12 protein-coding genes are annotated in these 11,567 nt (G+C 37.2%); 5 read left to right on the top strand and 7 right to left on the bottom strand.

Annotation, left to right across the window (positions count from 1 at the left end; genetic code table 11):
- The first annotated feature begins 158 nt into the window (after positions 1-158).
- Together ACQKIM_RS16615 and ACQKIM_RS16610 are read left to right on the top strand one after the other, a co-directional pair.
- Positions 159-911, top strand: a complete 753-nt coding sequence (locus ACQKIM_RS16615; protein WP_427545852.1) for a DUF2087 domain-containing protein — start codon at positions 159-161, stop codon at positions 909-911.
- Between the two features lie 97 nt (positions 912-1,008).
- Entirely contained in the window at positions 1,009-1,353 is a 345-nt protein-coding gene (locus ACQKIM_RS16610) for a GIY-YIG nuclease family protein (RefSeq protein ID WP_427545850.1), read from the top strand.
- Positions 1,354-1,845: 492 nt separating this feature from the next.
- Here the strand turns inward: ACQKIM_RS16610 and ACQKIM_RS16605 are convergent, their stop codons facing one another.
- From ACQKIM_RS16605 to ACQKIM_RS16575, 7 genes are all read right to left on the bottom strand, one after another.
- On the bottom strand, positions 1,846-2,220 hold the full coding sequence (locus ACQKIM_RS16605; protein ID WP_427545848.1) for an MmcQ/YjbR family DNA-binding protein: 375 nt from the start codon (positions 2,218-2,220) through the stop codon (positions 1,846-1,848).
- 101 nt (positions 2,221-2,321) lie between these two features.
- On the bottom strand, positions 2,322-3,137 hold the full coding sequence (locus ACQKIM_RS16600) for a YitT family protein (RefSeq protein WP_427545846.1): 816 nt from the start codon (positions 3,135-3,137) through the stop codon (positions 2,322-2,324).
- Between the two features lie 100 nt (positions 3,138-3,237).
- Positions 3,238-4,548, bottom strand: a complete 1,311-nt coding sequence (locus ACQKIM_RS16595) for a M48 family metallopeptidase (protein WP_427545854.1) — start codon at positions 4,546-4,548, stop codon at positions 3,238-3,240.
- Between the two features lie 362 nt (positions 4,549-4,910).
- A complete protein-coding gene (locus ACQKIM_RS16590) occupies positions 4,911-5,987 on the bottom strand; it encodes an MBL fold metallo-hydrolase (protein WP_427545844.1) in 1,077 nt (358 codons plus the stop codon).
- Positions 5,980-7,641: an ABC transporter permease gene (locus tag ACQKIM_RS16585; RefSeq protein ID WP_427545842.1), complete on the bottom strand. Its 1,662-nt coding sequence runs from the start codon at positions 7,639-7,641 to the stop codon at positions 5,980-5,982. Before ACQKIM_RS16585 ends, ACQKIM_RS16590 begins: the two co-directional genes overlap by 8 nt.
- A gap of 60 nt (positions 7,642-7,701) precedes the next feature.
- Entirely contained in the window at positions 7,702-8,727 is a 1,026-nt protein-coding gene (locus tag ACQKIM_RS16580; RefSeq protein ID WP_427545840.1) for an ABC transporter substrate-binding protein, read from the bottom strand.
- Positions 8,724-9,689, bottom strand: a complete 966-nt coding sequence (locus ACQKIM_RS16575; RefSeq protein WP_427545838.1) for an ABC transporter ATP-binding protein — start codon at positions 9,687-9,689, stop codon at positions 8,724-8,726. Before ACQKIM_RS16575 ends, ACQKIM_RS16580 begins: the two co-directional genes overlap by 4 nt.
- A 136-nt stretch (positions 9,690-9,825) precedes the next feature.
- Here ACQKIM_RS16575 and ACQKIM_RS16570 point away from each other — a divergent pair, with 136 nt between their 5' ends.
- The 3 genes from ACQKIM_RS16570 (at position 9,826) to ACQKIM_RS16560 (ending at position 11,522) form a co-directional block, all read left to right on the top strand.
- A complete protein-coding gene (locus ACQKIM_RS16570; protein ID WP_427545836.1) occupies positions 9,826-10,722 on the top strand; it encodes a LysR family transcriptional regulator in 897 nt (298 codons plus the stop codon).
- 81 nt (positions 10,723-10,803) lie between these two features.
- On the top strand, positions 10,804-11,262 hold the full coding sequence (locus tag ACQKIM_RS16565; RefSeq protein ID WP_427545834.1) for a PTS sugar transporter subunit IIA: 459 nt from the start codon (positions 10,804-10,806) through the stop codon (positions 11,260-11,262).
- Entirely contained in the window at positions 11,259-11,522 is a 264-nt protein-coding gene (locus tag ACQKIM_RS16560) for a PTS sugar transporter subunit IIB (protein ID WP_427545832.1), read from the top strand. The genes ACQKIM_RS16565 and ACQKIM_RS16560 overlap by 4 nt, the downstream gene beginning before the upstream one ends.
- The last annotated feature ends 45 nt before the right edge of the window (positions 11,523-11,567 follow it).

Below are 11,567 nucleotides of genomic sequence, written 5' to 3'. Positions count from 1 at the left end.
TGTTCAAAATAGCCAGCTATCTGAAAAAAAAACCAGATAGCGGGCCATTCGTCGTGCGTACCGAGAAGGTGCGCTTTTTTATATTTCGGGCTTACTGTTATTTTAAATATAAATAAGCAAACGAAATTTATTTTTGTTTATTTAAAGGAGATTTTTCAATGGATGTTAATGAGTTGTTTTGGCAAGCATCGGTGGATGACATTAAAAAGGGCTTCATAGATGAAACAGCATATTTTACTTGCTTGCTTTGTGGTGAGCGAATTGAAAAAGGAATTATCTATCCCCATGAAGGCGTACTGTATGAGGCAGAAAAATTTATGCAGCATCATATTACTTCTGCACACCATTCAGTTTTTCATTATTTAAATGGATTAAATAAAAAAATAACGGGGCTAACAGATCATCAAAGCCATATCTTGCGCTTATTTTATGAGGGACATACAGATCAAGAAATAAAAGAAATGCTTGATATTGGCAGTGCAACAACGATTCGTCATCATCGCTTTACCCTTAAGGAAAAAGAGCGGCAAGCAAAAACATTTCTTGCCATGATGGAACTGTTAAAAGAAAAGAATCAAAAGGAAGATCATTTTATTCCAATCCATAAGACCGCAACGATGGTGGATGATCGCTATAATATTACGCTAACTGAGGAACAAGAGTTACTTGAAAAATATTTTCCAAAGGGAATTGGTAAAGAGCTTACCCTTTTTCCAAAGCGGGAGAAGCATAAAATTGTCATACTACGAGCAATTACAAAGCTTTTCGATAAGACAAAGCAGTATACAGAAAAGGAATTAAATGAGGTAATTCAGCCAATGTATGAGGATTATGTACAAATCCGCCGTTATTTAATTGAGTATGGTTTTATGGACCGTACAGATGATGGCAGTGCCTATTGGATAAAGTGAAACTGAATCAGAGGGAGTTCCTTGATGATTAGTCATTACCTATAGGGGATTTATCTGCTGTTAATGCAGAATTAAAAATAAGAAAGAAGGATTTTCAATGGACCATAAAAAAGAATTAAAGGAAATGTATAAAGAAATGAAAATTGAAGCGGGTGTTTTTACAATGACCAATAAACAAAATGGAAAAGTGTTTGTAGGTAGCTTCAATAATTTAAAGCGCCTAAACGGATTTCAATTTTCGCTTAAAACAAATTCATATACAAATAAAAAACTACAAGCGGATTTCAATACTTTCGGCCAAGACGCTTTTGACCTTGAAATCGTTGAATACTTAAAGAAAAAAGAAGAGGGCTATTTTGATCCCAAAAGAGAGCTAGAAAAACTAGAGCAAAAGTGGCTCGACATGCTACAGCCTTTTGGTGACAGTGGCTATAATGCTTAAATCAAATCCTTCTTGTGTCTGATCCGAGCCGATTGACACGGCTCGGGGTTACTTTTGACTTATTTGAGCTTTTTTCTGCTTATACATTAGCGTTCCTTTGGATTGCCTGAGCATTTCTTCAACCTACCTGAGCTTTTTTCCCTTGGACCTGAGCATTTTTTCGACCTACCTGAGCGCTTTTCTCTCGCACCTGAGCTTTTCTTTGGCCTACCTGAGCGCTTTTCTCCTGCACCTGAGCATTTATTCGACCTACCCGAGCGCTTTTCTCCTGCACCTGAGCGTTTTTTCGACCTACCCGAGCGTTTTCCCCTTGCACCTGAGCGTTGCTTCGGCCTAACCGAGCGGTATTGAAGCTGAGCATTTCTTGATCTACACGAGCGTTTTTCTCTTATACCTGAGCTTTTCTTTGTCTAAAAGCTGCCTTTTTCCTCAAAATATCTTAGAAAAAGGGCAGCTATTTTAATCTTTTATCTAACACTATACTCCAGCATGTCACATTGTCTCTTCAAGTAATAGAACTTCCTGCTGTGCTTTTTTTGTTAGCTTTCCGAAAATTAGCTCATAGGAATGGTCAATGAGCTTTTCCACTAACTCAAAGGGTACATCATCTGCATCCATGTAAATGGAGTTCCAATGCGTTTTATTCATATAATAACCAGGTATGATACTTTCGTAAGACTCCCTTAATTCTTCTGCTCGTTGTGGTTCACATTTCAAGGTAAGGACTGGCTTTCCGGTAGCATTTCCACCTATCATTGCATACATTTTTCCACCAATTTGGTAGCGGTCAGCCTCCCACTCCAGTTTATAATCATGTATTGTTCCTCGAAGCTTTAAGCAATATCCATGAATTGATTCTTTGTTCATTATTAAACTCTTCCTTTCTGTCCCATAATAAAAACACACGTTCGATTATATTTATTATAACCGATAACGTGTGTACAAGAAATATCCATTCCAATTTATATTTACTTTGAGCCCCTATCAAAAACACCGATTACCTCTGTCGTTTGCAAAATATTAACAAAGGCTTTTGCATCCGTTTCCTTAATCATACTTTTAACCTCGGCAAGCTGATAACGCGTAATTACCGTAATTAAAACCTTACGCCCTTCTCCTGAGTAAGCGCCCTTCGCATCCATTATCGTCACACCTCGATGAAGCTTTGATAATAGCTGCTGTTTCACTTCCTCACCCTTACCTGTAATAATCATCAGCGTCAATTTAATATGACTTGTATGAATTGTATCGACTACCTTGCCAGTAGCATAAATCGATACAAGTGTAAGTAAAGCAGCATCCCAGCTAAAAACAAAGCCTGAGATCGCTACCACTATTCCATTCATTCCAGAAATTAATGCTCCTAATGGGAAATCACGTTTTTGACTTAACAACATAGCTATAATATCAAAACCACCGGAGGAGCCAGATGCTCGGAAAATCATACCTGCACCGATTCCGACAATAACACCACCAAATAAGGAGGCAAGGATTGGTTCTTGTGTAGCCTTATAAATAGGAATAATATACAAGCTAATTGACAAGACAGTCACTGATAATATCGTATATCCGATAAACCGCTTCCCAAGCTTCATAACCCCTATAATAAGTAGGGGCAAATTCAATAGTAAATTTAAAACCCCTGTATTTAGGGGTGTGACAATACCTAGCATGATAGCAATCCCACTTAATCCACCGCTTAAAATTTCATGGGGAATTAACAAAAAATTATAGGCAAAGGCCACTAAAATCGATGAAAGTGTAATGACGATAATATTACGCATAACGATTCCCCTATCATAAGAACGAACAAGTTTTCAAATATCTCTTCTATTAGGATACCCAACTTATACATCCAAGAAACCTAGCATATTAATGCAGATTTTATTGCTTCTGTTGTTCTTTTTTCTGCTCTTCTTTAACAGGAACTTCCTTTTTTTGTCCTTCTTTCTCCGCTACCTTATCAATTCGATCCAACATCGGCGGATGTGTATAACGGAACCACTTTACAAGAAGCTGTGGATTTACCTCACTTAAACCAGATATCGTTAGTTTTTGGAATGCAGTAACTGCCGACTCTCGATCACCCGTAAGTGAAATAGCATATTGATCTGCTCTTGTTTCCTGATACCTTGAAATATAATTTGTCAGAGGGTTAGAAGCAAATAGCAGCATAGAGGTAATAAGTAAAAATAACGGATAAGATGCTATATCACCTATTTTATTTATTTTTAATACCTGTCCATATCTTCTAATCACCCAACGCATACATCTGGCTGTTAGCCACAATCCCCCTAGAGTTAACAACAGGTACCCTGCGATTCCAAAATAAATATGTTTTTCAACATAATGTCCCATTTCATGCGCCATGATGAATAATATTTCATTGTCAGTGAGTCTATTTAAGGTTGTATCCCATAAAACAATTCTCGAATTGCTTCCAATGCCAGTGACATAAGCATTTAAGGCATTTGTTTTCTCTGCCATATTCACTTCGTAAACATGCTCTGCTGGAATATTTGCTTGGGTAGCAATAGATAGAATTTTTGCTTCCAGTTCCTTATTTTTTAATGGATAAAAATCATTATATAAAGGATCAATGACAACAGGTTGGATAAACATCACAAATATTGAAAATGGAATCGTTAAAAGCCATGTATACAGCCACCATCTTTTTTCACTCTTTTTAATAAGCCAATATATGACTGATACCACAATGAGGCTCGTGCCGAAATTTACCCAAAAATCAATAATTCCATCTCGCATCCATGACGAGAATGCTTGTGTACTTATACCGTAGCTTTTGCTTAAATAGAAACGATAATAGTCTAGCGGGAATAGCACAAGATACAATAGCAATGATAATAAAAATAAATAGCCTGCATTTCGTAATAACTTCCACTTCGTTTGTGCTGTCGCCACTTTTTCAAAATAACGTGAAATACCCATTAGTAAAATAAAAGCATACACTAACCATTCTAATGGAGTGGCAACAAAGAAAAGGAAGTTCCTTATTTTTGAATATTCTCCGCTTAGAAACAGTTCTTTTTCAGACATAAACATAACTGGATCTGCAACTGTTCCCTGCAATGCTCGTGGTACGGTACCACCACCGCTATGGAATATATACCAATACATACACAGCAAATAAACACCGAATAATAGTAGCGCGACAATTCCCATTTTTTTCGCTATGTCATTTCCTCCCTTGTGTTAAAGCTAAGAGTTCGTCCTATAGTAAGTGTAAGCGAAATTAAAAAAGTTAGAACAAATTTTTATCTGTTTTTATTTACCTTCTATTTTCTTTTACATGAAGTGTAACTTAATCAGTGGATGCTTTCTTTATCTCCCGCTGATTTGCTCTCGCTAAATTTTAAGATTGATGAGGTTCATCTTTCCCTATATTATTTTAACCTATCGCCCCTGTTGACGAAAAAGGGCTAGCCAACAAGCACTTTCACCTGATGGCTACCCCATTTATATAAATCTTTATGTTCTAGTCGGATTCAACTCGTAAGGAAAAAAGTTTATTAGCTCTAAACTAAAGGAGGCTGTATTTACTCTTCATTTTTAAGTAATGTCAGAAAGGTGGTTTCTATATTCGTAAATGAACTATGGAAATAAATGGTCGTTTGAGCATGTATTTTTTTAGAAAGCGTTAAAATATCATGATAATCAGGATGTGTTTTATAAAAAAATTCCTTATATTGCGTTTTTGGGAATATCATTTCATAGTTGTTTTTATGCCAATAGCCCGTAAAAATAACGATAGCTTTCGGTATTTTTTGTAGCAGCTCCAATAGTCTCGACTTATCACGATCTGGCACAAAATAAACATCCCCAAGACTAGCACTCTTTGGCAGACATTGTTGCTTAACAGATGGGATATTTGTATTCAATAAATTTTCAGTTGCCTTATCATACTGTTCAAATAACGATACAAAATCCTGATCAATGTGCAGGGTTTTATGTGTATGCTGATGAAGATAGGCTGCAATATCGACAGTTTTTCCTGAAAATGAAGATGGAAAAATAAATGATTGTGCTGGATGAGCGCTTATATATTCCATTATTTGCTGCAATGTTTGAATATTATTGATTTGTTTTTCAACATGACCACTGTCGATAAATGCTACATCATAAATCGTCCCGTCCTCTACTGGCAGTGTAGCCTTCAATAAATAAGAATCCACGACATAATCGCCAGTGTAAAAGAGCATTTTCTCTAAAAACCGAATTTTATACCAAACACTTCCGATGAGATGACCGCTATACCCCCACTGATAAGCCACATCCTTATTAACGATTATCCATTCTCCATTGGATTCTGGGTGAAAAATACTTATATTTGGAAATGCCAATTTTAGTTGCTGTGCAGTCATATCACTCATAATAATCGGTCCTTTATATCCCCACTTTTCCAGTAACGGAATAGCACCTACATGATCAATATGAGAATGTGAAATAAATACTGCCTCAAGCTTTGCTACGTGAGCCTCTGTTAAGTTAGGCAAGGTCTTTTGTGGATTGTTCATTACGCCACAATCAAGTAAAATAGCACGCCCCTCTTTTTCAATAAAAAAACAATTACGTCCATATTCACCGACTCCGCCTAAAATCTCGATATTAAGCATTCTCATGTCCTCCTCGCTTTTGCAGCCACTCGAGTAGAAACATGAAAATAACGGTCATGATCACTGTAATGACTGCAACAGCCATTCCTACACCAACATTTCCTTGCTCAAACTGGCTGTAAATAAATGTTGCCCCAGTCTCCACTGATGGAGGCAAAATTAATAATCCAGCAACAAGCTCACGCATGGAAATAATAAATGTCATCATCATACCAGCAAGAATTCCTTGCATTAATAATGGAATTATTATTTGTCGATAAACATCCCATTTGCTTCGTCCAAAAATAGCTGCTGATTGGAAGATTGACAAATCTATTTGAGATAATGAGGATTTCGTGTATTGCACAGAATATGGTAAGAATAGAACACAATACGTGACAACAACCATTGTCTTTGTGTTATATATGGTTGCTGGTAACCATGGCGCATTCCAGAACATGATTAACCCAACTACAAAGACAATTCCAGGTACAATAGTGGGCATTAAACTAAAAAAATCTAATACTTGCTGTTTTTTCGTTTCACCCTTTTTAATATATAGAGCAATACACAATCCAATAATAGCTGTCACAATGGCTGTAATAATAGAAAACATCACACTATTCAAAAATGCCGATAATCCTGCGCTTCCCCCTGTAAACACCTCTTGATAGGATGCAAAGCTAAAATTCCCTGCCTGCAAACCATCTCCTCTTACTTTTTGCAAAGATGTCACGACAATGGAAAAGTAAGGAATGCCAATTGACAATATAAGAACAATTCCTACAAACATCCAAGAGCATAATTTGATAGTCCATTTATCCTTAACCACACGCATTGCTGGTGTTTTGCCAGATAGAACGCCATATGTATGCTTACGTCCGATAAGATTTTGAATATACCAAATGACAAGACAAACCGATAGTAAAAATAAAGACAGGGATGTAGCCATGCTAATGTCTACTGGCCATCTTGATAGGTAAGTGTGAATTTCCGTTGTAAATACTTGAAATCCAATTCGATTTCCAAAAGTGGCAGGTGTTCCAAATTCCGCAAGTGTTTTTATAAAAATAAGCAAGCTTCCTAGGACATAGCTAGATACTACTAAAGGCAAAACGATTTTAGTCCAATTCCTCCATGGGCTTCGTCCAAAAATGAGTGCTGCATCTAAAAAGGAGCCATTGATACGAAGGAGCGTATTTTTCAACATTAAATATAAAAAGGGAAAGAGATGTAAGCTCATAATCATCACCATACCAAATAATGAAAAGAAGGTATCCGTCAACCAGGCTGAGCTTGGAAATAGCTGTTGGAGAAAGCCATTATGTTGCATAAATAAGATCCATCCCATTGAACCAATATACGGAGGAGTCATAAATGGAATGGTTAAAATAATATCGAGCCAATCATAGCGATATAAGCTTGTTTTCGTTCTGATAAATGCCATAGGAAATGCAATAATGGTTGTTCCAACTATTACAAGTACCCCTAATAATATAGAGTTTCCAAGTGTCCGCCACACTCTTTCTGCTTCTAGCATTCGATTGATTTGTGAGATGTCGAATTGCCCATCCTTAATAAAGGTGTAACCTAATATAGCTATTAATGGGGCGATAGCAAATATGACAACAATTGTCATTAAAAACCCAAAAGTGCGTCTACCTTCCATCATCATTGGTGCTTCAATCCTTCCATCTAAAAACTTGGAGGAGGTCGCTAAACCTCCTCCTATTTCTTAACGAAACATATCATTAAATTTCGTTAATATCTCAAGCTGTTGCGCTTCTACACCTTTCCAATTCACTGTTAGCTGTGGAATTTCATCTAATGCAGCACGATTTTTCACAGGTATTTCTTTGTTGCCGGGTAGTAAATAAGCATCTGTTACAAGCTTTTGCCCCTCATCAGATAGTAAAAAATCTACGTATGCTTTTGCAGCCTCAACATGCTTTGCATCCTTTAAAATACCAACTGCTCTTGGGCTAACAACTGTTCCACTTTTCGGATACATAATTTCCACTGGCTCCCCATCTGCTTTTGCTTTATAGGCCATATAATCTACGCCTGCAATCGTAGCATTTTTATCACCTGTTATGACTGCATCTAATGCTTCCTTATTCGCACCGTTCACTTGTAAGCCATTGTTCTTCCACAGCTCCATCGTTTTCCAAGCTGCTTTTTCCGCTAGTGCATAGCCATATAGAAAATCCACAGCAGAGCCTGACAAGCTTGGATCGGGTATATTGATTTTATTTTGCCACTGTTCCTTTGCTAAATCTGACCAATCTGTCGGTACCTCTTGTGTATTTTTTGTGTTATAGGCTATACCTAGCGCTGAAGCACTGTATCCATAGTAATAGCCCTCAGCTTCTGACCAATCAGCATTGATTTTTTCTGCCTGTTCAGCATCTTTATAGCTTTGTAGCTGTTCTGTTTCCTTTAAGCCATCCATAGATGCGACAGATGCCAGTACAACAACGTCAGCTACAGGATTATTTTTTTCTGCCTCTAATCGCGACAAAATTTTACCAGTTGTTCCTTGAAACATCTCCACTTTTATACCTGTTTTTTCTTCAAATGCTTGTTGAATATTTGCTGCTAATCCATCTGGACCTGCTGAATATACTGTTAATATTTGCTCTTCTTTAGGCTGTGCACTTGCTTTCTCTTTTTTCTCTACTTCTTTGTTACCACATCCAGCTAATGCCAATGTCAATAGAATTCCAGCAGTCGCAAATAGCGTTAAACCTCTTTTTTTCAATGTGAACCCTCCAATTGATATATTTGCTTTTTGTCAATAAATACTTCAAGTTTTATACCATGCTCTATGGGATGAGCCTCATAAAAGCTCCATTGCTTGCCTTCTACCTCAGCCTGTACTAAATACCGATCTCCAACAAAGGTACTTTTTATAATTGTTGCAAATTTTGCAATTGTACCTGGGCGACGTATTCTGGATACTCCCTCAGGTCTCACAATATAGTTACCTTTATCAAACCAATTTACTTTACCAATAAAATCGGCCACATATGGCGTTGCTGGCGCATGATATATTTCCTCAGGTGTCCCTATTTGTGCGATTCTGCCTGCCTCCATCACAATAATTTGATCAGACATTGTCATCGCTTCTGTTTGGTCATGAGTGACAAAAATCGCCTGACAATCCAGCTCATCAATAATTTGCAGAATTTCAGCCTGCATCTGCTCTCTAAGTACCGCATCAAGAGCTGATAAGGGCTCATCAAACAAAATAAGCTTGGGATTTGTCGCAAGTGCCCTCGCAAGTGCTACCCGTTGCTGTTGTCCACCTGAAAGCTCTCCAGGTTTACGTTTCTCATATCCCCCCATTTTCACTAAGTTCATAACATGCTGCACTCGTGTAGGAATATCTTCCTTTGGAACAATTCCCTTCAATCCAAACGCAATATTTTGAAAAATAGTCATATGAGGCCATAGCGCAAAATCTTGAAAAACCATTGCAATATTACGTTTATTTGGTTTGATATTTTGATGGAGCTTAGATGAATATATAATCGATTCATCAAATCGAATTTCTCCATTTGTTGGTTGTTCAAGTCCAGCTAATATTTTTAATAATGTAGTCTTCCCGCAGCCTGATTGCCCTAGAATCGTAATAAATTTACTTTCTAATTCCAAATTAATAGGCCATAGCACCTGAACATGTCCAAATTTTTTCTCGATATTTGTTAGTGAGATTTTCATCATATCCTCCTCGCTAATACAACTATAAATCCCAGATATTTAGAAAATATTAATCTTCTATTAATAACTCGTTAAAAAAAATCTAATAAACTTAAGCAAATAAAAGATTTTTTCTAATTTACTTTAGGAGGATAAAATGAATAATGTAAAATTACAGGCATTTTGCCTACTCGTAGAATTAAAAAAATTAGCCCCAGTTGCCAAAGAGCTTGGCATTACTGCACCAACAGTTTCCTTTCATATTCGCTCTATTGAGGAGGAATACGGAATTCATTTATTTCGTACAAATGCAGGGGGATATCGTTTAACAGAAGCTGGCGAGGGGCTCTATCACTATGCTCGCCAAATTATCCAGCTCCACAAGGATATGAACCGCTTTGTCGATAATCTTTTGGCAGGTCATATCGGCTCCATTCGTCTTGGTGCCAGCGGGCTACCTGCCCATATTTTTATGCCAGAACTTATTCATCAGATTTCTACAGCTTATCCAGAAATTCGAATATCGCTTGAAGTAAAAACAGCTCCAGACATTGAAAAAATGATCGCTCTTCAAGAGTTAGATTTTGGGCTGATAATGGAAACAAAGCAGGAAAACTCGTCACTTGTTTATGAAACAATTGGAGAAGATTCACTTGTATTAGCATTAAGTCCTTGTCACGAGCTTGCAGCAAAAAAGGACATCACCAAATCGGATGTCCTCAAGAATAAAATATTGTTGCATACTTCCTCTAGCTCAACGAATCACTTTATCGAAAAGTGGATGGACCCAATCCATCCATCCATTTACACTATCGAGCTGGATTCTGTTAGCACTATTAAGAAAATGCTTACTTTTGGACAGACAATTGCATTTCTGTCAGTTGCACTCATTGAGGATGAATTAAAATCTGGTCTATTAATGAAGCGAGATTTAGAAGATGAAGCATTAACTCGAAAAATACAATTAATTTATCCTAAATCCCGCTTAGATAGCAAAATAGATTCATTTGTCAAATCGTCCATTTACGATTTAGCCAAACAGTTAAAAATTTAGCGTGCTTTGACATAATTCCACAGTAAGCAATAATAACATGGAATGGGAGCTTTTAATCCCAATGGAGGGGGAGGGTTGTATTTGCTGATTGAGTTCCTAACTAAAGAAACAATACAGCTCGCAAAATTTGTAAACACTTGGCAAGAAGCTATTCGTCTGGCTGCAGATCCACTTCTACGGTACAACAAAATTGAGGCACGTTATATTGAAGCAATGATTCATTCTATTGAAGAATATGGACCATATATCGTCATTACACCAAAAGTCGCCATACCGCATGCACGACCAATAGATGGTGTGAAGGAGACTGCAATAAGTCTTTTAACCCTGCAAGAGCCAGTGTGGTTTGACACGGAAAAGCCCGTTTTCATAATTTTCGTCTTAGCTGCTATGGACAGTGCATCACATTTGCAGGCATTAGTCGATTTAACACAGATTATAGAAAACCCAGAGCAAATTGACAGCATTATCGCCTGTCAACAAAGAGACGCTATTATGGAAAAAATCCAACACTTTTTGGAAAGGAAGCAATCTTCATGAAAATATTAGTGGTGTGTGGGAATGGATTAGGTAGTAGCTTTATGCTGGAATTGACGATAAAAAAGGCATTAATGGAACTTGGTAAGATTGCGGAGGTAACTCATACAGATTTAGCATCTGCTAAGGCTGAGCAAGCAGATATTTATATTGGTGCAGAAGATATTGTTAGCCAGTTAGCTAGCAAGAACGGTCACATCGTAAGTGTGGTTAATATGATGAGTGTTGCTGAGATTACATTAAAGCTTGAACCGCTGCTATAAGCTTTTCGATGACTTTCAAAAAATTGGATAGGATGAGGTGTTAAC

Origin of the sequence: Lysinibacillus sp. NPDC047702 (assembly GCF_050272555.1) — a bacterium.
In the GTDB taxonomy this organism is placed as follows: Bacteria; Bacillota; Bacilli; order Bacillales_A; family Planococcaceae; genus Lysinibacillus.
The sequence above is the reverse complement of the archived record's forward strand: the minus strand, read 5'-3'. Positions and strand labels throughout refer to the sequence as shown.

Bases quoted from the DNA above. Each gene is read 5' to 3' on its own strand.
- ACQKIM_RS16615 (WP_427545852.1), top strand. From the start codon at position 159: ATGGATGTTAATGAGTTGTTTTGGCAAGCATCGGTGGATGACATTAAA.
- ACQKIM_RS16610 (WP_427545850.1), top strand. From the start codon at position 1,009: ATGGACCATAAAAAAGAATTAAAGGAAATGTATAAAGAAATGAAAATT.
- ACQKIM_RS16605 (WP_427545848.1), bottom strand. From the start codon at position 2,220: ATGAACAAAGAATCAATTCATGGATATTGCTTAAAGCTTCGAGGAACA.
- ACQKIM_RS16600 (WP_427545846.1), bottom strand. From the start codon at position 3,137: ATGCGTAATATTATCGTCATTACACTTTCATCGATTTTAGTGGCCTTT.
- ACQKIM_RS16590 (WP_427545844.1), bottom strand. From the start codon at position 5,987: ATGCTTAATATCGAGATTTTAGGCGGAGTCGGTGAATATGGACGTAAT.
- ACQKIM_RS16585 (WP_427545842.1), bottom strand. From the start codon at position 7,641: ATGATGATGGAAGGTAGACGCACTTTTGGGTTTTTAATGACAATTGTT.
- ACQKIM_RS16575 (WP_427545838.1), bottom strand. From the start codon at position 9,689: ATGAAAATCTCACTAACAAATATCGAGAAAAAATTTGGACATGTTCAG.
- ACQKIM_RS16570 (WP_427545836.1), top strand. From the start codon at position 9,826: ATGAATAATGTAAAATTACAGGCATTTTGCCTACTCGTAGAATTAAAA.
- ACQKIM_RS16560 (WP_427545832.1), top strand. From the start codon at position 11,259: ATGAAAATATTAGTGGTGTGTGGGAATGGATTAGGTAGTAGCTTTATG.